This window comes from Roseovarius atlanticus (assembly GCF_001441615.1).
Taxonomy (GTDB): domain Bacteria; phylum Pseudomonadota; class Alphaproteobacteria; order Rhodobacterales; family Rhodobacteraceae; genus Roseovarius; species Roseovarius atlanticus.
In genome coordinates this window covers 1-23310 of sequence record NZ_LAXJ01000029.1, presented here as the reverse complement: position 1 = coordinate 23310, position 23310 = coordinate 1, and the positions used below count along the sequence as shown (strand labels likewise).

26 protein-coding genes are annotated in these 23310 nt (G+C 59.9%); 5 read left to right on the top strand and 21 right to left on the bottom strand.

What is annotated here, in order from left to right; translation table 11 throughout:
- Window positions 1-94 precede the first annotated feature (94 nt).
- Entirely contained in the window at window positions 95-391 is a 297-nt protein-coding gene (locus tag XM53_RS20445) for a hypothetical protein (RefSeq protein WP_057796665.1), read from the top strand.
- Window positions 392-611: 220 nt separating this feature from the next.
- Here XM53_RS20445 and XM53_RS20440 read toward each other — a convergent pair whose 3' ends face one another.
- The 10 genes from XM53_RS20440 to XM53_RS20400 all read right to left on the bottom strand — a co-directional run bounded on the left by XM53_RS20440 (window position 612) and on the right by XM53_RS20400 (window position 6493).
- Window positions 612-1313, bottom strand: a complete 702-nt coding sequence (locus tag XM53_RS20440) for an RES family NAD+ phosphorylase (protein WP_057796664.1) — start codon at window positions 1311-1313, stop codon at window positions 612-614.
- On the bottom strand, window positions 1310-1711 hold the full coding sequence (locus tag XM53_RS20435; RefSeq protein ID WP_028095451.1) for an MbcA/ParS/Xre antitoxin family protein: 402 nt from the start codon (window positions 1709-1711) through the stop codon (window positions 1310-1312). The genes XM53_RS20440 and XM53_RS20435 overlap by 4 nt, the downstream gene beginning before the upstream one ends.
- 65 nt (window positions 1712-1776) lie before the next feature.
- Window positions 1777-2421, bottom strand: coding sequence for a hypothetical protein (locus tag XM53_RS20430; protein WP_057796663.1), 645 nt, complete (start codon window positions 2419-2421; stop codon window positions 1777-1779).
- The gene (locus XM53_RS20425) at window positions 2414-2833 is read right to left on the bottom strand and encodes a hypothetical protein (RefSeq protein ID WP_057796662.1); all 420 of its coding nucleotides are present in this window, start codon (window positions 2831-2833) and stop codon (window positions 2414-2416) included. The genes XM53_RS20430 and XM53_RS20425 overlap by 8 nt, the downstream gene beginning before the upstream one ends.
- 75 nt (window positions 2834-2908) lie before the next feature.
- Entirely contained in the window at window positions 2909-3106 is a 198-nt protein-coding gene (locus XM53_RS22790; protein ID WP_082631157.1) for a hypothetical protein, read from the bottom strand.
- Between the two features lies 1 nt (window position 3107).
- Window positions 3108-3485: a DUF6915 family protein gene (locus XM53_RS20420; protein WP_057796661.1), complete on the bottom strand. Its 378-nt coding sequence runs from the start codon at window positions 3483-3485 to the stop codon at window positions 3108-3110.
- A gap of 10 nt (window positions 3486-3495) precedes the next feature.
- The gene (locus XM53_RS20415; protein ID WP_057796660.1) at window positions 3496-3987 is read right to left on the bottom strand and encodes a DUF6878 family protein; all 492 of its coding nucleotides are present in this window, start codon (window positions 3985-3987) and stop codon (window positions 3496-3498) included.
- 97 nt (window positions 3988-4084) lie between these two features.
- Window positions 4085-4603, bottom strand: coding sequence for a hypothetical protein (locus XM53_RS20410; RefSeq protein ID WP_057796706.1), 519 nt, complete (start codon window positions 4601-4603; stop codon window positions 4085-4087).
- A gap of 96 nt (window positions 4604-4699) precedes the next feature.
- A complete protein-coding gene (locus tag XM53_RS20405; RefSeq protein ID WP_007803268.1) occupies window positions 4700-5200 on the bottom strand; it encodes a hypothetical protein in 501 nt (166 codons plus the stop codon).
- 93 nt (window positions 5201-5293) lie between these two features.
- A complete protein-coding gene (locus XM53_RS20400) occupies window positions 5294-6493 on the bottom strand; it encodes a hypothetical protein (protein ID WP_057796659.1) in 1200 nt (399 codons plus the stop codon).
- A 241-nt stretch (window positions 6494-6734) separates the two neighbouring features.
- On the opposite strand from XM53_RS20400, the gene XM53_RS23265 reads away from it, so the two are divergent.
- From XM53_RS23265 to XM53_RS20385, 3 genes are read left to right on the top strand one after another with little or no spacing between them, the layout of a single operon-like run.
- Window positions 6735-6944 (top strand): hypothetical protein, encoded by a 210-nt coding sequence (locus XM53_RS23265; protein ID WP_112324410.1) that lies wholly within the window; start codon window positions 6735-6737, stop codon window positions 6942-6944.
- Between the two features lie 53 nt (window positions 6945-6997).
- The gene (locus tag XM53_RS20390; RefSeq protein ID WP_160321421.1) at window positions 6998-8098 is read left to right on the top strand and encodes a HesA/MoeB/ThiF family protein; all 1101 of its coding nucleotides are present in this window, start codon (window positions 6998-7000) and stop codon (window positions 8096-8098) included.
- On the top strand, window positions 8088-9191 hold the full coding sequence (locus tag XM53_RS20385) for a HesA/MoeB/ThiF family protein (protein ID WP_144435636.1): 1104 nt from the start codon (window positions 8088-8090) through the stop codon (window positions 9189-9191). Before XM53_RS20390 ends, XM53_RS20385 begins: the two co-directional genes overlap by 11 nt.
- A 321-nt stretch (window positions 9192-9512) precedes the next feature.
- Here the strand turns inward: XM53_RS20385 and XM53_RS20380 are convergent, their stop codons facing one another.
- The 4 genes from XM53_RS20380 to XM53_RS20365 form a co-directional block, all read right to left on the bottom strand.
- A complete protein-coding gene (locus tag XM53_RS20380; RefSeq protein ID WP_057796655.1) occupies window positions 9513-9917 on the bottom strand; it encodes a single-stranded DNA-binding protein in 405 nt (134 codons plus the stop codon).
- An 808-nt stretch (window positions 9918-10725) separates the two neighbouring features.
- On the bottom strand, window positions 10726-11877 hold the full coding sequence (locus XM53_RS20375; protein ID WP_057796654.1) for an HNH endonuclease: 1152 nt from the start codon (window positions 11875-11877) through the stop codon (window positions 10726-10728).
- Complete coding sequence (locus XM53_RS20370) at window positions 11861-12361, bottom strand: hypothetical protein (RefSeq protein ID WP_057796653.1); 501 nt, start codon at window positions 12359-12361, stop codon at window positions 11861-11863. Before XM53_RS20370 ends, XM53_RS20375 begins: the two co-directional genes overlap by 17 nt.
- Window positions 12358-13599 carry a nucleotidyltransferase domain-containing protein gene (locus XM53_RS20365; protein WP_057796652.1) on the bottom strand — a complete coding sequence of 414 codons (1242 nt, stop codon included), beginning with the start codon at window positions 13597-13599 and terminating at the stop codon, window positions 12358-12360. The genes XM53_RS20370 and XM53_RS20365 overlap by 4 nt, the downstream gene beginning before the upstream one ends.
- A gap of 447 nt (window positions 13600-14046) precedes the next feature.
- Between XM53_RS20365 and XM53_RS20360 the strand changes: the two genes are divergently transcribed.
- Window positions 14047-14925, top strand: a complete 879-nt coding sequence (locus XM53_RS20360; protein ID WP_057796651.1) for a hypothetical protein — start codon at window positions 14047-14049, stop codon at window positions 14923-14925.
- A gap of 300 nt (window positions 14926-15225) precedes the next feature.
- Here XM53_RS20360 and XM53_RS23615 read toward each other — a convergent pair whose 3' ends face one another.
- The 7 genes from XM53_RS23615 to XM53_RS20330 form a co-directional block, all read right to left on the bottom strand.
- On the bottom strand, window positions 15226-15390 hold the full coding sequence (locus tag XM53_RS23615) for a hypothetical protein (RefSeq protein ID WP_007803240.1): 165 nt from the start codon (window positions 15388-15390) through the stop codon (window positions 15226-15228).
- A 387-nt stretch (window positions 15391-15777) separates the two neighbouring features.
- Window positions 15778-16251 (bottom strand): hypothetical protein, encoded by a 474-nt coding sequence (locus XM53_RS20355; protein ID WP_057796650.1) that lies wholly within the window; start codon window positions 16249-16251, stop codon window positions 15778-15780.
- 99 nt (window positions 16252-16350) lie between these two features.
- Window positions 16351-18519, bottom strand: a complete 2169-nt coding sequence (locus XM53_RS20350; RefSeq protein WP_057796649.1) for a ParB/RepB/Spo0J family partition protein — start codon at window positions 18517-18519, stop codon at window positions 16351-16353.
- 180 nt (window positions 18520-18699) lie between these two features.
- On the bottom strand, window positions 18700-19911 hold the full coding sequence (gene repC, locus XM53_RS20345) for a plasmid replication protein RepC (RefSeq protein WP_057796705.1): 1212 nt from the start codon (window positions 19909-19911) through the stop codon (window positions 18700-18702).
- 214 nt (window positions 19912-20125) lie between these two features.
- On the bottom strand, window positions 20126-21055 hold the full coding sequence (gene repB / locus XM53_RS22785; protein WP_010138191.1) for a plasmid partitioning protein RepB: 930 nt from the start codon (window positions 21053-21055) through the stop codon (window positions 20126-20128).
- A complete protein-coding gene (repA, locus tag XM53_RS20335) occupies window positions 21039-22232 on the bottom strand; it encodes a plasmid partitioning protein RepA (protein ID WP_057796647.1) in 1194 nt (397 codons plus the stop codon). The genes repB and repA overlap by 17 nt, the downstream gene beginning before the upstream one ends.
- A gap of 134 nt (window positions 22233-22366) precedes the next feature.
- Window positions 22367-23248 (bottom strand): recombinase family protein, encoded by an 882-nt coding sequence (locus XM53_RS20330; RefSeq protein WP_057796646.1) that lies wholly within the window; start codon window positions 23246-23248, stop codon window positions 22367-22369.
- Window positions 23249-23310 lie beyond the last annotated feature (62 nt).

The following is a 23310-nucleotide window of genomic DNA, read 5'->3' as shown; positions in this document are numbered from 1 at the left end:
TCTCCCTCTCGCACCAAGGTGTTCCCGACGCTTGGCTTGATTATGTTCTTTTTATGTTCTATTTTCAGAACCAAGCCAGAAAGGGGGTTCAACCATGGAAAGCACCAAGCACGCCCTGCCCGTAACGCCCAAGCAGATTGCCTATGCGCGGTCGCTCGCCCTGCGCAACCGGACGCTCCTGCCCTGGGAAGTTCAGCAAGACCGGCGATCTTTGAGCACGTGGATCGAGGCTCAGGCCCGGCTGAGGCCCGTATCGGACATGGACCAGCTGCCCACCTCCAGGCAGGTGGCCTTCGCTGAGAAACTCGCCCGGATCAAACGGCGCGCCGTTCCGGACGAATGCTTCCGCGACAAGGGGCTCATGTCGAAGTGGATCGACGGGAATAAGTGACGGGTGTCAGTTGGTGGATGGCGTGTCGGCGCAAAAATCCACCAGAGTTTCCCTCCGCCTACGAAACGCTGCTCGTAGTGCGTCGGTCGGTGGGGGCGGACAGTCCAACGCCTCAAAGAACGGCTGATGGTCACATGGCTTCAAGTTCGTGACGTCCGCGCTGTTGTCGTCTGCCAGTTTCATTTCTTCGGACCCCCAAAGGCGCATGCGCTGCAACTTGTCAGCCGACGGCCGCAATCGAGTAGTGCGGTGTCCCATCCCAAACAAGATCCCAAGACGCGCCCGGCCGGACGTTCTGGATGGCGTGGGGCTCGAAGCAGACCAGGCAATTCCCGCCCGGTGCAGGAGCCCGGACCGAAGGGTAAATCAGGCCCTTGGATCCGCCCCGGCGCAGATGCTGGGCCAGGCTTTGGCCTTCAGGATACCCGACGTCTGGATCCGGATGAAGCGCGGGATGACCTGCCTCATCGGTCATGTCGTCAAAGACGCCGATGAAGTCCGCCAGCAATTCCACATAGCGGGCGCTGTCATGGAAGCTGCCGGTAAAGCCGAGTTCACGCGTGCGGTGCCAGGCCACTTCGCTGACAGAAACCATCACATCCCATGCGCAGTACCACGCGCCGCGCTCCTCGGCGTTGAAGCGGTTTCCGCCGGCGCGGGTGTAAGTGAAGGCTGCGTTGACGTGACTGTCCCCATAGATGCGCAGATCGCGGCTGCGGCGTTGCCAAGCGAGTTCGCGCGGGTCCAGATGCGGGTTGCGCCCGCGTTCGGCCTGTAGACGTCCACTGGTCAGGCCCTCGATCTCTGCCAAGATCTCCATCTCTTCATCGGAATCGACGAGACCGCGCAGTGATGGTGGCTTGTGGTAGGTGGCGGGCAGGAGACGAACGAGACCGCGATCGGAAATCTCGGTCTGCTTCATGCCCCACCACGCAACGCATCGAGATAGGTCCGCACCGCCAGGATCTGCGGCAAACCCCCGTCGATGGCGGTGTCGACTGGTCGGCTTCCACCAAAGAGCGGCCCCTTGTTCGGTCGGGTGAACCAGCTTTTTGCCAGAGGCTCCGAGAAGTAGAGTTCGAGCGACTTGAAGATGCCAATTACAGCGCTGAGCCGCAGCAGTTGGTCCTTGGTGAGCTCTCCGGCGAAATCCGGCTTCTTGGCGCGCTTCCACGTGCTCTCTGACATGTCGGCAAGGCCAGCCGCTTCCTTGAGACTGAGACCCCAAGCATCGGCCACGCGTGCATAAGCTTTCAACGCGACGGCGTTGATCTGTGCGGGTTCCCGGATTTTCTCTGCAACGTACATGGCGTCCTCCATTGGCTTCAATATAGTCCATATGGACTTGCTGTAAAGATCAAATGAACCTTGCGCTTTGATCTCTGTTACCCGAACCGCCGCCCTCCTTCCGTGAACGTATACGCGTTGACGATGATCCCCTCCTCGATGGCCTCGTCCGAGGTGAGGTGGTCGTATTCGGCTTCAAGCTGGCGGTAGAGCCAGCGGGCCAAATCCCACAGCGCCTCGGTCACGATTTCTTCCGCGTCCTCGGTCGGCGGCTGCCAGGTCGGGCTGTCCCGCGTGACGTCCACCGACATGGTGTATTCATGGTAGTAGCGGCCACGGTGGCTGGCCTCGGCGGCGAGCTGGTAGAAATTCCACCGCTGGATGGCCTGCAGCCGGTCGGCGATGCCATGGAGCGTCGCATCGGTCGGGGCGTAGTCCCGGATGCACGCGGCAGCGCCCTTGGCGTAGGACCAGTAGCCTTCGAAACATGCCCCATCACCCTGGCTCCAGAAGCCGGAGAACCAGATGCAGGGCTTGGCCCGCGTCCCGCCGCCCATCAGGCGGACGGGGGAGGTCTTCAGGCGGATGCCGAGGATGTCGCAGACCCGCTCGAAATCCTCATAGACCGCGTCCCACCAGTCGTCGTGGGGTCCGAGGTCGCGATACCAGTTGCGGGCCTTCTCCTTGGCGGCATCCGAGAGCTCGGGGAACTGGTAGACGGTGGTGCAGATGATCTCAGGCATCGACGTCCTCCCCGTTCAGCGCCGCGACCAACCATTCTTGCGTGCTGGACCAGCCGATGGATTTACGAGCGCCGAGATCGAGGACATGCGCGCCGCCACCAAAGGCGTCGAGCCGCGGCCGGGAGCAGGTCAGAGCATACTGGAACCCCCAAAGGCCGGTGAGGTCGAGCTCTTCGGCGAGGCGCAAGACGAAGCGGATGACGGCTTCGACATCGCCTTGGTCGTCATCATGGATCCAGAGACTGCTGCCCTCGGGGGCATCCTGGTGCACGAGATCGAAGCCAGCGACATCCGGGTCATCGGCGTCCTGATCCGCAGCGCGCAGATCGTGAAACAGCGCGAGTGCGCGGGCCGCCTTGTCGGGGCTGCCGACGTCGAGCAGGCATGAGAAATGGGTGAAGTGATCCGCCATGGGAACCTCCTGAATGGGGAAGACCCGGCCAAGAGGCCGGGTACTGAATCGGGATGAAGGGTCGGCCGGGAGCGATCAGCCGATCGACGTGTCGTCTGCCGCCTTTCGTGCGGCATGCGCGCAGAGCATTTGCCGGTAGAAACGCTTGCGCGCGGTCCGGAGGCCGCAAACAGCGCGCGTGTCGGGGTGCAGCGCCCGGACCGCCGCGCGAACCACTGCCAGTGGCGAAGCGGTCGGCGGCAAGCCAAGACTTAGATAAGTGGGATCGGTCATGTCACGTGACCTCGACCACGGGCGAGACGAGATGCGGATCGACCTGTGCCTCGATCCGTTCGGTCCGACCCATCCAGGACTCAGGCCGGATCGCCTTCACCCAATCGGCGAAGCTCGGGATGAAACCAAGGTCTTCCTTCACATGCTGCTCGCCGATCCATCGGGTTGGGATGACACGCCCGGTCGAGAGGGTGAGCGTCGGACCAAAGATCGTCTCGGCCATGAAGATGCCCTCGGCATGGTGGCGCAGCGCCCGGTGCCGAAAGTCGGCGGTGATCTCCTTGCTCTGGTCGAACCAGGAATGCACGGCGAGGTAATCCTCGACCGTGCCGCCCCATTTCTTCACCGAGGACAGGGCGTGGTGATAGGGATGTGCCATCGCCGCCCCCTCAGAAATCGTGTGTGTAGAGCTCGGACGAGGTGAAGCGCTCGTTGAACTCGAGGTGGATGCTGCGGGCGTCTGCGTCGAAGCAGAATTCGCCGTAGGCCCCGTCGTTGTTTTCCCAACCGCCATGGGTGTCGGAGAGGAAGTCATAGGCCAGTTGCTCCACGACATCTTCGAGCGAAAGCGCCCGCATCTCGACCTCCGGGTCGTCCCAGGTCAATGCGGCGTAGGCGATCTGGGTCTTGGGGAAAGCAACCTCGGTCTCGCCAGCGTACGCCACGATGCTCTCAACCTGACCACTGTCGCCATAACCATCAAAACAGACAGTCACATGTGTGATGCCCGCAGCAAACAGGCCATCGAAGAGGCGTTCCTTGTTGGCCGGACGCAAAGCTGCGATCCGCGCGTCACGCTCGGACTGCCGAGCCAGCACGGCGGCGAAATCAATCCTGGACGGCGCCATCGGCGCGGCCAGGGTGGGTTCGATCTTGGACATTGAAAACTCCGAAATGAGGGAAAGGATCTGAACCCCGAGGCTCTCTCTCGTCCTCCTAGGCTCACATCCTCCCCTGCCCTTCTCTGACTCTCGGGCGTCACGCCGCGATCTGCAGTGCGCGAGACGCGAAGACACGCCAGAGCGGATCGACAAGACGGGCATCGAGAACGTCGGCGTGGTGCCGCAGCCGTCGCGCGAGGCTATGTTCATGCCACTCGGCCGCCCGCATGGCCTGCGCGCGGGTCTGGCTAGCCTCGGACACGACGGTGCGGGCTTCGGCGGCATCCGAGACCGGGTGGCACCATGCGACCCCGCCATCATAGGTAGCGCCGGCCAGAACGAGGCGGCCCTCCCTATCGAGGATCGCCAGGATGCGCGGCGCGTCTTCAGGGGTGACATTTTCGGCATGAACGATTGCCCCCTGCATGGCTTCGGCCAGCGTGGCAAACCGCTCCAGTACCTTGGGGTGTGCCTGCCCGGACATGAGAGCCGCCGACGCGTGGCAAGCCATCGTGAGCGCAAACGGCAAGTCTTGATCTGCAAGAACGGTCAGGAAGCTCGGCGGCAAACCTGTCTTCTGTGTTTCCGGCTGAGTTTGGAGAGGAAGGTCGAACATGGGCATATCTCCGACGGTGCGGAGAGCCTCTCTCCCCGCTTCAAACCGTCAAAGACCAAACCGCCCCCTCGGACTCTCTGTCGCTGATCGGGCCGATCATTTCGGCGTTGGTAAATCGCCCCATCGAACCCGCAAGTAGCGCCCTTCGCGCTTTGGAAGATCTTTTCGGTCGATCATCCGACCCGAGACCTGAAAATCCTCGTTGATCTTTACAACCAAGAGCTTGTTGAAATGCCCATTTGTATCGACCACAACCACATCCTTTGTCTTGAATGGCGTAATGGTCTTGACCTCGACATGATCATTGCCAAGTCTTCCGTCAGCACCCTGGGCATAGGTCTTGTTCAGCTTGATACCGTACGTGATAGCACCGAACAGCTCACCGATATCGCCGTAGACAGAGAGGTGAAGGCCGGTCTCGAGGTGATAGCTTTCCGCGAGGGACAGGAGATCCTCAAAATATGGGATCATAGACCTGATCGCGTTCGGGTATTTAGCGCCCCACTCCTTGTAGCGAAGCTGCTCGTCGATTTCCGACCAGGTAACCCATTCACCGTCATCATAAAATGCACGATCTGACCAATCAATTTCTTCCATGCGCGTACTTCCAACACCTAAACGTGTCGGGCACAGTAGCAGATCGATGAAACAGGAACGAGACCGGAGGCGATATCGCCTCCGGTCGCCACCTCAACCAACGCGGTCGAGAAGCTTCTTGGCGCGCCCTTCCATATCAAGGCGGGCGTCCTGCTGGGTCTTGTCGCGCGCAAGCCGGGTAATCCCCTGCACAAAATCGAAGATGCTCTCGGGCGGGCGGCCTTCCTCCATCAGCACCTTCTCGATGATCTTGCCGGATTCGGCTTTCGAGAAACCGCGCTTGCGCAGGAAATCCGCGCGATCCTCGTCGCTGCGCGCCACGATCTGCTGGCGCGCCGCCTTGATGCCGTTCACGAACCCCTGCGGCGAGGAATTGGCAAACCGCGTCAACGCGGGCGCGGCCTCATGTGCGAAGCGCGAAGCGGCGTATTTCGAGTGACGGATCTTGATCTCCTGGAAATCCTCGACGCCCCAGAGGTTGCGGTTCTGGCACACCGCCCGCAGGTAGAAGCTCGCCATGCCGAGGGTCTTCGCGCCCACCTCGGAATTCCAGCAATAGAAGCCCCGGAAATAGAGATCGGGGGAGCCGTCGGGCAACTTGCCTGCTTCGATCGGATTGCGGTCGTCGACCAGGAACAGGAAGACGTCGCGGTCCGAAGCGTAAAGCGTGGTCGTGTCGCGGCTGATTTCGACATCGGGGTTGTAGACCCCGGTCGACCAATCCAGCACACCCGGCACCTTCCAACGCGTATCTCCAGTGCCATTGCCCGCGATGCGCTGAACCGCCTCGACAAGCTCGAAGTCATGGATGCGGCCGTAGTCGGGACCGGTCACGGCGCGCAGTTCCGTGCGGCCATCCTCGGTCTCGAAGGTCTTCACCTGCTCGGCCCGGTGGTTGGTCAAACCGTATTGCAGGTTGATCCCCGCCAGAGGAGCAGGCAGCTGCCGCAGGTAGGAGGCCGGAGCGCCGACAATGCTGGCGAGCTGGCCGAAGGCCCAGTGTGTGGGCGCTACCGGTTCATCCCCCTTCGGCAAGACCAGGTGCAATCGCTCGGCGCTGTCGCGCGTTGCCTCGACACGGATGTCGGCTGTCTGAACCACCCGGCTGCGGCTGCGCTCGGAGCGACCTTTCACATTGGCCCAGAGATCGTCGAGCGACAGATACCGCTCGTCATCCGGCCGATTGAACCATTCGGACGACACCCGCCCGTTCCGCTCGCCCAGGCTTGCGTCCACTTTCCAGCCACCAGCCCGCGCCGGCTGAACCGGATCCAAAACTTCCACAACGCCCATCGGCATTCCTCCGTGACAGACGCTGGAAGCCACTCTCCCAGCCATCAACCTGTCACCGGAAAACCAGCACTCCTCTCGCTCTTCACCCGGAGCGCGCATGGCGGCAATGCGGACAAGCCAGACCTTGTTTCCCGCTTTGTATCCCATCATCTTTGACCTCACCCCCGGTTGCGAGTTGACCGAAACATCTGTCAAACGTAACATCATGGAAATATTAGGATCCGGGTCTGGAGTGCCTTTAATGACGAGCAAGTACACCTTTGAAAACCATGGCTTTGAGGAAATCGAAGCGTCCGAGGGCATGACGAACGCAGCCGCGTACACGAAGGAATGTTCTGGCGGGCGCTCCGACTGCTGCACGCGCACCTGCAGCGCGGACGCGACCTTTGTCGCGAGCGATGAAGACTGGGCCAAGTTTCTCGATGTACGAGGCGGTCAGATCCAGTATTGATCTGCGGTGACGATGACCAATTCGGATCGCTTCGTCTCTGGCTCAGGGACGGGGTGGATGTCTATATTTCCCCAGATGACGTCGTTCACTTCGTCTTTCTGTCCACGAGGAAGCGGCTACGCCTCAAGGTGACGCCGCTTTTGATTGAGTGCCTCGAGTGGCTAGACGGCTCCGCGTCAGTCATGGAGCTGGATGCACGGTATGAAGCACAGGCATCCAGGCTGGACAGCAAGCACCCTTCGTCATTTGTTGACTTCATTCAATATCTTTATGGAAAGGGGATCCTTGTCCGGAAGGATTGGATGCATAATGCGTTCTGCCCCGAACAAGTTGAGCGTTATTCTCGACAGCTGAATTTCTTTCTCGACATTGAAGAGTCCGAAGCTGCGGCCACGGCCCTCCTAAAGAGAATAATGAACTGCAGGATCGCACTGATTGGTATTGGCGCGGTCGGCAGTTGGATTCTCAGAGAGCTTGTTCAGATCGGCTTCCAGCGCTTCATCCTTGTTGATCCAAAGACATTGAAGCCCGCCGATCGCACACGAAATGCAATTTTCGATCACCGACTGATCGGCGAACCAAAGGCTTTGGTTGCCGAGAGATTCGTTCATAGCCAAGCGCTCGAGCCAGAAACACGCGCCATACAATCCCCCCTCGACATAGAAACGAACGTCGAAGAACTCATCGGAGCGGATACAGACCTGATCATAAACACTGCGGACGAGCCATACATAGGCGCGACAAGCATAAAGCTATCGAGATACTGTGTGGAGAAGGGTCTGCCCCTGCTGGTTGCTGGTGGTTTTGACGCTCACCTCGCAAGTCTCAGCGAGATGATTGTTCCCGGCCAAACACCTTGCTCCGACTGCTATGCAATACACTTTGAAGAGACATTGCGCGGTTGGAAACCAATCTCCCATCCCGTCGTTGATCGCCGTCGAGGCTTCGGTGGCCTGCCGTCGTTGTCGGCATTTGCCGCCTCGGCCGCGGTCCTGAAGATCGTTCGGCTCCTTTCGGAAAATGGTGGGGACGTCGAGCAAGGCCGAGGTGAGTTCCTGTTCGATCAATACAGTATCGACAGTTTCAAGGTAGAAAGAAATCCTGAATGCCCGACCTGCGGCGACTTTGAAAGGCTGCAGGCACGTGCAGATTGAATTCTCACCCGGCTCACGTTGGTTATTGCGACCGTCCGTCTCCTTGATTCCGGTCGGCGATGGGATCTTTGAGTTATTTCAGTCTTCTACGCGCAGATCCATGCGATTTCGGCTGAGATCAGAAATCGCCGATGTCATCAGGGGGCTTGATGGCAGCCAGCGCCTTGAGGAGATCTGCGAGGTGCACGGAGCTTCGGTGTCACAGGTATCGCATCTCATGGAAGTTCTGCACGAGCGGTGCGCCGTTGAACCGAGGGCGGTTCGAGACACTATTGACGCCACGGAGCACTACCGCGTCCTGAATTTTCTTGGAGACTACTTTCCTGCCGCAGAACTGTTTGCTGCCTTCGAAAGGCTCCGCTCAACAAGGGTTGCCATTCTGGGCTGTGGTGCCGTGGGTAGCTGGACCGCAGTGCAGCTTGCTCATTCCGGCCTCGAAAACTTCACCGTGATTGACGGCGATCAAGTGGAGGAGTCCAACCTTAACCGCTCGATCTTCCTTCATGAGGACATTGGTCAACCAAAGGTCAAGGCCATCTCATCCGCCCTACATCGGATATCACAACGGGTTCGGGTTCGGAGAGTCAAAGAGAATGTATGCGATGCAGACGGACTCCGCGCTTTGCTTTCCGAGGCAAGACCAGACGTGATTGTAAATTGCGCCGACGAGCCGTCGGTGGACCTCACGAGTGAATGGATCAACGAATACTGTCAGGATCGACGCGTCCCATATGTCATCGCAGGCGGGTACAACCTTCACCTGAGCCTGATTGGAATGACGGTCAGTCCCGGTGTGTCTGCGTGCATCAACTGTTCGCGCATCACACTGGATGAACTCGAAGACGAGTCTCTGCAAGGTGTGCGAAGACTGTGGCGCCCGAAGCGCAATCTGGGAAGTCTCTCCCCGCTCACTGGGATAACCTCGTCGTTGGCGGCATCTGAAGTCCTACGTCTTGCGGTCAAGTCTGACAGGCTCCGTCCAGCCATGTGGAACCGCCGGGGAGAATTCAACTTCCTGACCAACGAACTCTCGTTTGTAGATCTTGCGCCACGTCCAGAGTGCGGATGTACGGCCGAGAGTATCCGCTCCTAAGTTCCCAAGCGTTCCCCTTAGCTTGAGCATCTTCCCCGGGCAATTCTGTCGCGCATGCGGATCTTCCTTCTTCGCCTTCTCGGCCTCGCTCGCGGCTTTGACGCTGCAATTGGTGGGCGGCGTTAGGAAGCGAAGCAGACAGTCGACGAGCTGAGGGCGCGAACATGTCAGACGCGATCACTGTGGCGCGACCGGAATAGTGGAACCTACGGGGCAAATCCAAGGCTCGCGGCGGCGGCAAAAATGGACTCGAAGCTGCCTTGCGGCGCACGGCGAACCCGGCGGGTTGCCCCGCCAGGCCCGAAAGGGAGACCCCGTTCCTCAGAACGGGATCTCATCGTCGCGGTCGACCAGCTCGGGGTTTTCGTTCTCGGCCGACTTCGGGCGGCTCAGGAAGTCGACCTTCTCGGCGATGATCTCGCAGCCGTAGCGGTCGTTCCCCATGCTGTCGATCCACTTGGTGTAGTGGATGCGACCGTGGACGAGGACCTTCATGCCCTTTTCGCAATGCTCAGCGACCGTCTTGCCGAGACCGTTGAAGCAGGTGATGCGGTGCCATTCGGTGTCCATGACCCGGTAGCCGTTCTCGTCGCGCTGCACACGGCCTTCCGAGAGGCGGGGACGCGAGGTGGCGAGGCTGAAGTTGGTGATCTTGGTGCCGCTCTGGGTGGTGCGGACTTCGGGGGACTGACCGATGTTGCCGGCGAGGATGACGATGTTCTGCATGATAAGCTCCTGTGTTTCCTGTCTTCGGGACCGTCCCTTCGACAAGACCCTGAAAAAGCCCGTCGGGTGACGCGTGCACGGTGGCCAGCATGGACACCGGACACCCCCAGAAGACCGGGGTGGAGCGGGCAGGACGCCAAGGGCGGCCAACACGGCCCGGACTAACGCGGGGTTGTGCGCAGGAGACCGAACGGGATTAGGGGATTGTCAGTCGAAGGGATGGCCCGGGAGACAGAGAGATAAGGGGAGCCCATGCCAGACCATGACCCCTTGGCAATCGGGACTGCTTTACCCCAAGCCCAGCACGCCGCTAGCGGCCAAAGTGGCGATCACCAGTTCTCGCCCCCCTGCCCTTGCCTGACGGGATTTGCAGGGCCCTGCCGCGATGGGATATCGATACCGGGAAATCCAAGATACGGACCGCACCAACGGCTGCTTTCGATCTCGAGGTACTGTCGCTCAGCGAGCTGAAGAATCTGCAAAAAGGTCGTCGCCGAGGCGATCTCCACGGTCGAGGATCGTTAAAAAGCGGAAGTCCGCGCCAAGGTAGAAGCGTTCGCCTAAGACCCCGGCTACTCGCCGGCCAAATTCGTGGGTACCGAGACGACTATCACGTGCGCGTCTGGCTCCGGTCAGATGAGGAACTTAAAGCCTGGACGGAACTGATAGACACTGCACCGACAGCAGATCAGATGAACCCCGTGGGCTGAGCCATGGCAACGAATGAGCAAGGTCGTTACTCCTACAAGTCGATGTCTGAGGGAGTTTTCCCTCGAGAATTCAAGGAAACTCGGGCCAAAGCGTCTTGCTAATCTGACATTGGCCGACCAATGGCGTGGCGAAGCAGAAAACCCCGTTCCGGTATCTGGTCATAGATGAGGAAGGGAGGATGGACCTTCTGCTGCCAGGTTCTTCCGAACTCGATCGCGCAGGCCGCGGGAGCGGCAGGAAAGACAAACAAGTCAACGTCCATCCCGTGCTGATCCTTGATGGCGTCGAACGTCTTTCCGACGAGTTCCCGAAAACGGGAGAGATCATCCTTGTTACGAAGCTCTGACGCGCCCAGCCTGCTGCTCCGGATCTCCCAGAGTGAAACAGGTTCGTCAGGCAGCGCCTGGATCACACGATCATCTGCAATGCCGGCGGTTACCGATAGTTTCAGCGCTACTTTCTTCGGACCGGGAGCCCCAGGGACGCAGGTAAACTCGAGAGGTTCACGATCGTTCGGCCAGGCCCAGCCCGGCGTTGGCTCCCTGTGCCTGCCGTAGACTGAAACGGCCGACAAGTCTGAAAGCAGTCGACCAAGCTCCATAAGGACTGGCATGGGCGCGAAACCGAACACCGCGAGATACTCGAGATCACCGTCCGCGAACCTTCCGTCGATTTCCCGCTCGATCTTCTTGCGAAGTGCATCGATGACGACGGGGTAGTAGTCGGAATCGCTGTCCTTCTGCGCAATGTCGCGGATCTTGATATCGATGGGACGCCGATCCGCCGGGGTGAACTCCGGCCTCATTGCCTCGATACAGTCCCGGAGCGGAACAGCTGTCTCGTTGTCACCGATCGCCGCAGCAATCCGAAGGATATGTGCGGGCGTTGCATTCGGGTTCTCGAGGAGCCGCTCGATCCGCTCCTCGTTGGCACGTTTCATCTCCTGCAAAACGTCCACGGTGTAGCGGTCGATCTTGGCGGGATCGTCGATCTCGCGGTGGTGCGGATCGCACATCAGCATCAGGTTGTCAGGATCGTCCGCGAGTTGGTGCGACAGGACCGGGTGGCCACGTTCGCCGCCCGGGTCAGAGGCGATGATATGAGCCAGGTAGGCATGGTTCTTAGCCAGATCGCCCGTCACGAGGTCGCCATCGAGGCGTTTGCCGCAGCCGTGATACTGGCATCGGCCGGCGGCGCGACCCCAGACGAGAATTCTTGTCTTTTGCGATGGACTACGCCCTCGTGCCATCCGGAGCCTCCTGCCGCTGCCTGAGGATCTCGCCCACGGAAATCGGTCCCGGCGCGTTCGAGCCGCGCCAGACGCCGTCGAGATGCCAGATTTCATAAAAATGCAGCCACTCGGATGCCCATGGGACGATCCGGTCGGCGATAAGCATCGTGCTATCCCATTCCCCGGCATCGGGATCGAAAAGGCAGAGCGCCGAATCTTCCGGAGTCTCATGATCGTAGTTGAGGTGCGGCAGATCGATGAAGTCGGTCCCCGGCCGGGGTTCTATTGGCGGGTCCAGGACATGGACCAAGGGAACGGCCTTCGGTTTCTGCCATTCCCACAGGACGGCGACCTTGTATTTCATCTGGAAGCCCCGAAGAGGTCCGATCCACGCAATGACCCGACCTTCTTCCAGCATCAGCGGCCGGAGATCAGCCCAGCGGTGCTGCATGCGGTTGAGCTGGACCTGAGCGGAGCGCGGCTTGCGGGGCTTGGTCTTCATTCGTCGCGGAAGCCGGGATGGAAGTGGTGGGCAGGGGCCTTCGAGACCTGGGCTGCCTTCTTCGGTGCGGCCGCAATGAGGGCAGGATTGGCCACGAACCCCTTGTTGTGCTCGTAATGCGCAACGCCGGCCGTCGAGGAAAGGCCGTCGATATAGGCCCGAACCGCCTTCTCGCTGACCCGTTCGCCGAACAGGTCGTCGAAGATCTTGCGCGTATCCGACAGACTGGAGGAGCGGGCGCGAGCCAACTCCATGATGAGATGGCGGAGATCCATCCGAAAGAGCTTCATTTCACGATCGTGTGTCGGCCACCGGTCGTTGAAATTCTCCTCCCAGAGCGCGGGATTGCGCTCTTCCGGACGACGACCGTTTTCCAGTGCGACTGCCATGCGCCTGTCGAGTTCTGCGGCGTAACTCTCAAGCTGCGCGCAAATCCCGAAGGGGGAGAGGGGGACCTCGGCGGCGATCTTGGACAGATAGACGGACACCGGACGCTTCTCGTCCCGGTTGGCATAGCGCAGGTTGAGGTATCGCTTCATGAGCTTGAGGGCGATGACCTGAGGCGCATCCCGGATCGGATCAATCGGCTCGGGGAGCGCGTCTATGTCCGCATCGGCCATGATGGTGCCTGACACCAGGCGATCCTTGATTTGCAGCTTCGAGCGCACATCGCGGACATGATCCTGGAAGCTCCGGCTCGGCATTGTGATGCGTTCCCTGAAGTCTTCCGCAAAGCCGTAGGGGTTCACGCGGAACCGTTCATCACGTCCTTCGTCGGAACTGTGATAGATCTCACCGACACGTTCGCGCCGAGGCTCACGGTCAGGATCCATCGGCGTGACGTCCAAGTGCATGAAGGCGAACTGGAGCTGGATGCAGCGTGTGCAGCGCTCGATCTTCTTCACGTCGGGAAAGCCCTCGAAGGCGGCGTGGAGCTCGTCTAGTACTTTTCTCGGTGTCCATCCGACCGGGGTGCGGAATTCGAGGATGGCGTCGAGGTCGAACCTGTCGTCGTCAGCGCCATGAACGATGGTGGCGCCGATGGCGCGGGAGCCCTGAGGATAGACGAGGGCGGTCTCCATGTAACGGCGGATCGGACTGTTCGGCCGCTGGAGATGTTCCGGGATCAGGTTGTATCGTTTCGATGCGACCTGGTTGTCTCGCGGGCTCAACTCCATTTCGAGAACGGTTCCGAGCAGTAGGGCATCGAGTTGCGGTGCGGTATCGTCGAGCGGCATCGAAAAGGCCTCCTCCGGTGTGGTGCCCGTCCGATTGCCTCCCTTCAACCTTCCGCGCCAATCAGCACAATATATGCTGTGCCTTGATTCATTTCAACACTACAGGGTGTATTTTGTTCTTGGTTTACCCCAAACTTGTTAGTTGCGGGGTTTCGTCCGACAAGACGAGGCGCCTGCCAGTGTTTCAGGATGGAGGAAGCATGATGGTTGGCGGCGGCCAACCTGCCGCGAAAATGCGGAGTCCGAAAGATGCAGGGGATGCCTTGTATCGAGAAGACGATACGCCCATATCAATAGCACGGCTCTGGTGATCCGTTCCGCCCACAGTGGAGAAGCATGCGTGCGCACCGCAGGACGAAAGACCTTGCTCTCTTCATCCAATCTCTTCGACGCATCGCCGTCGGCATAGTGGGCACCCAATACGGCATCTGTTGAAGGATCATCACCTTGCCTATTCATTCTCCCGACCAGCACGCGTTCAAGCGTGCAGCGCAGGCTCTCTCGAAACTGCCAGGCGCAAGCTCGCTGAACGCGTGCCAGACCGCTCTTGCCCAGGCGAGCGGCCATCGCGATCTGCATCACCTACAAGCTGTCCAAGCGAAGACTCCTCATCAGACAGAGGCGTCTGTGGTCACCCAGGCCGACATTGTTTCGCGGCTTCACCGGGCCAGCAGTCTTCGGACTGGTGACATCCTCGATGCACTGACCCGAACCAGGTTTTTCGGCCCCAGCCCAGACCTTGAAATCACGCTCGCCGTTCGAGAAGCGCTGTTCGCCGCTGACTATCCGGATCGCGGGCGGCATGACATTGGAGCTCCGTGTCGTGTGAAGGCCCCCGGCTATGACAATGCGCGCGCCTTGCTTGTCGAGCGCGGTGAGGGGCCGGAGGGGCTCACGCGCGTCATGATCGATCATAGCATCATGACCTGCGTCTCCCGGGAAGCCCCTGCACATCGCGCCGGGCACCTCTTCGTCCCGCTCCGCTTCTGGATGCCATACGGATTCTGGACCGAGGCGGATGGCACGAAGGTCCTTTTCTCACGCGACTACTGCCCGCTCTGGAGAGTCCAAGAGGGGCGAGCCCCCGTGCGGGACGATCCGGATCGCGACGTGAAATTCGTCAAGCAGGAGTGGTATTTCGACGAGGGCTCTTTCCGCGGGCCAGTTGACACGGTTTTGTCCCGGGGTTTCGAAATTCTGAGGCAACATCGGGTGGTCTCACTGCCCCGACTGGTAGAGTGGTTTCCTGAGTGTCTCGCGACAGGACGATGGATTTCCGACCTGAAACGGTGGCCGGGAGGTTCCGAGATGGTCCGTGCAGGGTAAAGCTCATTGGAGGCCTAGAGATCGCCTTCTATGAACTGGGATCAGGTGGAGGTAGCCCAACCAAGTATTGGAGGCAAGGCAGGACGGAGGCGGCATTTCTCAGGCCACGACCGGAACGTACTTCCCGGTCCAACTGACGAGCTTCGGCAAAATCCTCAACGAACGGTCGTCGGATCACGCTGAATGCGCTTGGCCACAGCTTGGCGCTCGTTGGAACGGCATTGCCGATTGCAGGACCGTCGATAGGCCCAGGGGCACACCTGCGTCTTGCTTGGGCCCTCGGGAAGTGAGGCCGAAGCCTCACCCGAAGGGATCGTATTCCGACACGATCACGACCTCGTCGCCGTCGATTTCATCGGCGGGGACGGCGCCAAACGTTCCATCACCGGCCTGGAAGACGACGATCGAGACCATAAGCGTGGCGGCGAGGGAGGCTGCGAAGGCGTGAGCATCTTTGCGGGACATCTGTTTGGCTCCTGTCTTGGAGGCGGAGGACCATCCCCCGCGCGACAGGACCCCGCAGGCCCGAAGACTGGCTGACATCACCGGGTGCGTTCGGCTCGTCCGAATCCACCCGGCGGCACGGACTCGCCCGTAGTCCGACCCCTTGCGGGTTGATCTCAAAGACAGGATTCGGGGCAAGGAAGGGAATGGCGAGCGGGGGATGGTGCGACCGCTGACTGGAGCCGGGTGTCCCACTGATGCTATCGCGGCCAGCCTCCCGGGCAGGCTCTTGGGTAAGATCTCTCTCCTTGATGGATTGGGTCCTATGGTGCTCCGCGATTTCGCGGGACAGGGTCGTGATGGGTGAGAGGCCCGCGCTTTGGCGGGCCCCTTGGGTTCTACGTAGGCTCAGGCGGCAAGCTCCGCGCCCCCTGCCCTAGCAGCGCCTTCTTCGCCGACAATCTCCAGCCGCGCATTGCGATAGCCTTCTTTGGCGATCCAGAGCTCGGCAGCCGTGACAGACTCGGCCAGATGGAGCAGCTCCGTGCAACCGCCGAAATCCAAAAGGACGCGAACCTGCCCGGGCTGTGGTTCCTCAGCGACCTCGAAGGTCAAGGCGCTGTCAGCCGAATGCGTTCGCATGATCGTCACGAGAATGACCCCGTCCGAAGAGAAATTCCCCTCGTGCAACGTGAACGACGCCGGCGCAGTCCAGGTCGGATAGGGTCGCGGTGGCTCCTTCTTGACAAGACGGCCGACGCCGTTCGAGCGCTCCCAGGCCGCGAGTTTCTTCGTGAACCGCGCAGGCGGTTTCGGACTGTTGTCGGTGTAGCTAATGAGCGCGCCCAGGGGCACGGTGTCGAGAATGGTCGTTGCAGACATGATTCCTCATCTTGAATGCGCGATTTCGCATTCATCTTATTGATATTGTTATATTTTATTTAATTGAGGGCGGGTTTTCCCGCCCTCGGATGGCGCGGATCACTCCGAAGCCATCATCGATGCCTCATCGCTTGGCAGTTCAGAGGTGAGGAAGGCAGGCAGGTCGACATCCTCGGTCTGGCCGGCGTCGGAAACGGGCTCAGGCGCCCCCTGCCCTTCCGCGTCGTCGAGTGCTGCAAGATCGTGACGACGAAGAGCCTCCGGCAACCAGCCGCTGCCTTTCAGCAGACGCTCGGCTTCACTCGCCATCTCGCCCTTCTTCAGGTGATCGAGGAGTTGCGCCGTCCCCTCCCCTTTCGCCTCGCGCACGGCCTCGAGGATCCGGGCCTTGGGCACACGGTTCAGGTAGGTATCGGCCGTCGGCTCCCAACCCGCCTCGACCATGTCGAGATCGACCGCCTGTGCGACCAAGTCGGACTGGGTCATCCGCCTGGTCAAACCGCTGGCGGAGATACCGGCACCATAGGGGTTCACCTTCTCGTGGAGCGCGTTGATCCCAAAGCTGAGGCAATGCGCGAGCAGCGACAGCCGGCTCCCTTGATCAAGGGAGGTCAGGAAGTCCCAGAGCGCGGCATCGTCGCCGAGCGGCAACTCGGCCTCCCACTCCGCGTGGCGATCGTCCACCAGCTTGGCCACCACGCTGTCGTTCAGATCGCTCGCCTGCGCCGACATGTAGACGTGACGGACCGAAGCCTCGAGGCAGCTGCCGGCCGAACTGGACGTCCGGAAGGTGTCACCCACGAGCTTCAAGAGCAGCAGCGTCAACGCGACGTCAGGTGAGCGACCGACAGCTTCGCGCAGTGCCAATGTCCGGTGCGCCGTCAACTCCATGATCAGCCGCTCGGGCAAGGGCTTCAACGCACCATCGTCGTCGTCGTCGGGCACGTTGACGCCAAGCGCTTGACCAGCGGAGGTGATCACCGTGCCGTGGCCGACACCATCCGTGCTGCTCGCAGCTGAAAGCTCAGCGCCCTGCCCGCCTACGGCCTGTTCACCGCTGTGGACATCGGCGTCTGCCCGCGGCTCATCCTCGGGCCGGACAAAGCCCCGATAAACTGCAAGCTCGCCATAGCGATCAAGCGTCACGAAGGCCCCTGCCCTCGCGATCTCCTCCGCGTCGAAGATCAGCGGCCTGGCCTCGAGCCTCTCCATCGCGACTTCCAACTCGCCAAGACGCGCGTCGATCTCTTCGGGGAATTCATCCTGGCCCTCGTATTCCTCTTCGAGCGCTCGGTATTCGGCAAGTAGCTTGGCATGGGCCGCGCCTTCGTCATCCGTCATCGGCGCCGGGTCTCCGCTCAGCCGCCGCAAACCGTGGCTGTATCCATAGGGGAGGTCGAGAGAGACCTCGATCCACTTCCAACCTTCGGTCGCAATGGCTTCGGCTTCAGCCTGAAGCTTTTCGCTGACCAGACGATCGAGCAGGGCAGGGTCTTCCAACCAGCCGCCGTCATCGCCTTGGAAGAGGTCATGCAACATTGTGCCACCAGCCGTCTCGTACGCCTCGACGCCGACAAAGACGGCCCGACGGTCAGAGGCGCGCACAGAGGTTTCCGTCAGCATGCGTCGGATCTGATAAGGCTCTTTGTTCCAAGACGACTTGACCGCATCCCAGACCCGAACCTGGCGCTCATGATCCGGATTGACCGTGAAGGCCATCAGCTGCTCCAGCGTCATCTCGTCCTCGGCATAATGCTCGAGCAGGGCAGGGGCCACGGAGGCGAGTTTCAGGCGCTGTTTCACCACCTGCGGCGTGACGAAGAAGGCGGCTGCGATCTCTTCATCGCATTGACCCTTCTCCCGCAAAGCAACGAAGGCGCGGAACTGGTCGAGCGGATGCAGGGCTGCGCGCTGCATGTTCTCAGCGAGCGAGTCGTCTTCGGCGAGGATCGCGGAAGTGGCATCCCGCACGATGCAGGGAATGGGCGTGGTCTTGGCCAGGCGTTTCTGCTTCACCAGGAGAGACAGGGCCTGGAAGCGTCGGCCGCCAGCGGGGATTTCGAACTTGCCGGTCTCGGACCCATCCTCGGCCAGAACGGGCCGGACGCTCAGGCTCTGCAGCAATCCGCGGCGGGCGATGTCTTCGGCCAGTTCCTCGATGGAGATGCCGGCCTTGATGCGCCGAACGTTGGACTGGCTCAGCACGAGCTTGTCGAAGGGAATGTCCCGGGACGGGGACAGGGTGACTTTCTGGGCAGATTTCGCCATCAGATCTTCTCCAGGACGGGCGCCGGAAGCCACTCTTCCGATCTCACTTCCCGTCATCCCTCAAACCAACAAACCTTTCCCTCTCTTATTCTGACGCTCCCGAGACAGGACCTTAACAGCTGTTAAGTCGTCAGCTCCGATGTGGCGGAACAGTACGCAGTCTCTCAACCTTAACAGCTGTTAAGCTGCAGATCGTCGCCCAATCAATGCCATGACCATCGGCCCACAGGAAAACTCACCGGCCGCAGCTTTGGCAGTTAGAGCTCGCAAGTATCCACCAGGCGATCTGATGTCCTCAAAGCGTTCCAGCATGGCAGAAACAACGATCGACGCTTGCTCCGGACCCATGAACCGCTGCGCTTCTTCCCATGCAGATGCACTGATCCCCATGGCTGGTCGCACATGGCATGCCGCATCGAAAAGCTGGTGCCAATGCCGGATTTCGCCTTGGTAGAAGGTCTTGAGCGAAGGACATGCCGCGATCACCAGGTGCAGCGGGATCTTTGGCAGGTGTCTTGTGTCCTGTTCATCGACGTCAGCCACGGGCTCATCCCTTTCCACATCTGGCACGCCGCCCGCTGCCCCGCTTTTTTCTAAAGCAGGTTCAAGATCTATAGATTCTTTATTTGAATTATGATGGTGACGCTCAGATCGGGCATCATTGGTGTTCATTTCTTCTGTTCCAGAGCCATCAATGATGTTGCGTGCCTGGTCGAGGAGAGCTTCAAGATCGGCTCGATAGGCCACGAGGTCCTCAATTGAAAGCTTGCGGCGAAGCGCACGCGCTGTGAGGATAGCCTTGTCACGAAGCTGGTCCCAGATGCCTAGGCCTGGCTGCATCTCGTCTCCGAACTCCGCGAGAGCCGCGAGATCACGCCGCATGAGGCTTACAACCTCTCTCAGACGCCTGACGCGCTCCTCAGCCTCACGTACGGCCTCTGCGGCCCGTGCTATCTCCTCGGATTGGCAGTAGAGCGGGGAAAGATCGAAGCCAAAGGCGACGCGCTCTTCGCCGTGCTTGCGGACGTAGCGCTTTCCATTGGGGCTATCACGCCGCTGGAGCAAACCAGCATCGACAAGACGCGCGAGGTGACGACGCATCGTGGAGCAGGGCATACCATTCAGGCGCTCACAGATCGCCTTGTTCGAGGGGAAGACTACCATCTCGGCGTTCCCGCCAAGTGCATCGTTTGGAAAGAAGCTGAGGAGCCCCTGCAAAACAGTCAAATCACGTTCTGACACGCCAAAGGCCGCTTGCGCCTTCGAGAGCTCGCGCAGGAGTTCCCACTTGTTGACGGGTCTACCCGGAACAGATGCCTCGGGTCGCTCGATCACGCGCAGATGGGCGTGCGAGATCGGCCGCATAAACGGCGAAATCGGTGTGTACTCCATGAAAACGTCCACGAAGGCAAAATTTCTACGGCCCGCGAATCGCTTTGCGCTTGCGGGGTAGGGGCCAGAACGCTACATTCAGAAGTGCGAAAACTGAGATTTTGTAGCGGGCTGATCCCGGTGCGAAACCTTACAAAGGTCTCGTGAAGCTAGCTTCTCGGGGCCTTTTTCTTTTTTGCCTGTATCGTGCCTCCTTCTTGTTGGTTGCTCTTCCTCAGTCTTCTGAACGCTTCCAGCGCTCATGAAGCTCGGTAATCAGCTTTGAGGCATTGCCCTCCAACCAGCTGACAAATTCAGGTTCATCCGTAGTCAGATCGAGTTTTAGCTGCTTGCCTTGGCGACCGGTCTTGACTGTCGCAGCTCCGACACCGGGGATCGCCAAAGCAGGCGCGCCCTTGCGAGGCGGACTTGCTTTCCTCTCCGCGCTCTTCGCAGCTTCCAGAACTGCGAGAAACGCACGATCAGAAACCTCATCGACCGAGCCGGAACTTTCGGACTTAGCTGTATGAGCTGCGGCTTGCAGTTGGTCTCGATCACCGTCGTAGGCACCCAAGGCCTTTTTGAGTTCTTCCCATCTTGGGCGACCAATCCCAGGAGCTGCACCAATTGCCTGGATGAGTTCCTCGCCGACTGTCCGAACGACACTCAAGAGTTGTGAAACCCCAGCTTCGTGGAGGTTAAGGACTTCGGCGACACCACGATTGGTGCGCTCAGCCCCTTCCAAATGGTCACCGTCCAGAAGCGCCGTTGCAACAAGCGCACGTTCAATAAAGCTCAGATCACGACGCTCTTGGTTCTCGAGAAGCTGATCTCGAAGCGCTTGATCACCCTCAACTTCCGTGACGATGGCTCGAACTTTGATGCCGAGTTCGCGACATGCTTCTAGGCGCCTGCGGCCATAGATCAGGTTGTAGCGATCGCCTTCCAGTGGGCGGACCAATACAGGCACACGCTGACCGTTCTTGGAGATAGAGTTCTTCAGGCCCTCAACTTCAATCTGAAGCCTGTCATCCAACCGTCCTTCGGTAACAATCTGCGCCGGATCGATCTCAAATACACCACCACGCAGTCGGCGCCCTTCAAGAGCGTCAGGAGCGTTGCGAAGGGTCTGCAGCGGCAGGCCGAGTTTAGGCTTTCTTGCCATTCCGCCCCCATGTGTTCTGGATGATTTCAGCGATCTCATCGTTGACTGCGTTCATGGATTCGATCGCACGATCAAACGTCTGACGCGTGAAGTCCTTTTTGTCAGCTTCGTAGAGCGTTTGCTTGGTCAAGCCGGCATCAGAAATTGCGGTCGATTCAACCATGTGATTGGTCAGGACCGACCTCCCAAACAGCCCGCGAATGAAAGCGATGACTTCGGTTTGTGGCGCGTCGCCGACTTTGTATCGCGTTGGCAAAAAGCGCAGCCAATCGAAGCGCAGATTTGCGCCTGCATCCCTGATCACTCCCAGGAGATCCGCAGTCATTCGCAGGAATTGGGACATCGACATGAGGTCAAGCATCTGCGGGTGAACCGTCACGAGAACACCCGAGGACGCGGAAAGGGCTGACATCGTCAAGAAACCAAGCTGCGGCGGGCAGTCGATCACAACAACGTCGTAGTTTGCTTCAACACTGTCGAGAGCATCATGAACTCTCGCAAAAAACGCCTTCGCTCCTCCTCGCTGGATAGCAGCAGGCGTCTCGTGCTCGAACTCCATGAGTTCAAGGTTGCCCGGGATGAGATCAAGGCCGCGGATGTAGGTCTTGCGGATCACTTCGTCGATCGAAACCGGATCGTCGTAGCGAACGGCATCATAGAGGGTCCCGCCCTCCATAAGGTCAAGTTCCGGTTGGATTCCATGAAGAGCTGAAAGGGATGCTTGAGGGTCGAGATCGATCGCAAGAACCCTGTACCCCTTAAGCGCCAAGCGTTGAGCGAGGTGAGCAGACGTCGTCGTCTTGCCTGACCCGCCCTTGAAGTTCACCACTGAAACGACTTGAAGCTCGTCACCGTCGCGACGCCCAGGCACGTAAGTTCCAGACTTCTTTGCATTTCCTTCAAGGGTCTGACGGATTTCCCATATATCGTCGAGGGTATAGCGGCGATGACTTCCAGCCGTCGTCTCGACGTCAACGATCTTTCCTTCTCGATGAAGCTTACGAAGATAGGTATGATCGACGCCAAGGAGTTCAGCAGCTTCGCCGCTAGTCAAAGTGCGCATCACCTTCTTTGCATCCGGAGGGAAGTGGGCAGCGCGCTGAGCATGCAGGTTCGACGCGAGAAGTTCCGCGTAGTGCCCGATGGCGATGTCTAGATCCTGCTCTACTTCGCTCATGTCTGCCCCGATCCGTGGGCGCGTTTTTTATGTGACCGCGCGTTATTTTTCGAGACTATTGCCCGACCAACCAGATTCGTGCAAGCACTTTCTAGATTTAGTGGCAATCGGTTAGGCCAACACAAGTGTGATCCTCAGAGGAGCCCCAGCTTTTCAGCACGCTCCAGCAGCATTCTAACTGAGGAAGGCTGCCAGCTGGTGCGACCGCGAGGGGTGCGCTCACGCATGGATTCCAGTCGGTCGCAGATTGCCTGCAAGGTGATCTCGGGGTCAGCACCTTTGATTGCGGCGACAATCACAGGCAGGCGATCGTCGGTTTCGCGACGTCCAGCGCGTCCAAGCACTTCAGCGGGCAGGAATCCGTCCGCCACGTATGCCTTCACGGCGCGGAGCAGGCGGCTTTGCGTCCAGCGCCGATCATGGGGCAGGGGGCCATTGATGATCCGCAGGACGTCTTCCCAAGCCATATCGGGGCGCAAACGGCGCACATGGGGCACCCAATCCTGCGCAGTTTCGTTCAAGCGCTCCATGTAGCCGTCCTGTCGCGCCAGCCGCACCTTGCGCAGCGCTTCAGGGTCCTTGGCGCGAAGACCTGGGTTGCCGCCGACGCGGCCCTTTGAGCGTGCCGAGGCAAGTCCGGCTTTGGTACGCTCGCGGATCAGAGCGCGTTCGAACTCAGCCGCAGCGCCCAGAACCTGCAACGTGAACTTGCCCTGGGGCGAGGCAGTGTCGATCGGGTCCTGGAGCGAGCGGAAGAACGCCCCCTTGCTCTCCAGTCTTTCGATCACCTCAAGTAGGTGCGACAAAGACCGCGCAAGCCGGTCGATCCGCACGACGACCAGCGTGTCGCCCTTGCCAATCCGCTCCAGCACACGTGCAAGCACGGGCCGCGCGCGATTGCCGCCCGAGGCGTGCTCTTCAAAGATCTCGGCGCATCCCGCAGACTGCAGTGCCTCAGACTGGGGCAGGGGGGTCTGATCCTCGGTGGAGACGCGCGCATAGCCAATCAGGGGCATGAAACTGGGCCGTTTGCAATTTAATATATCGCCAATAAACGACCGTTTGTAAACGGATGCAA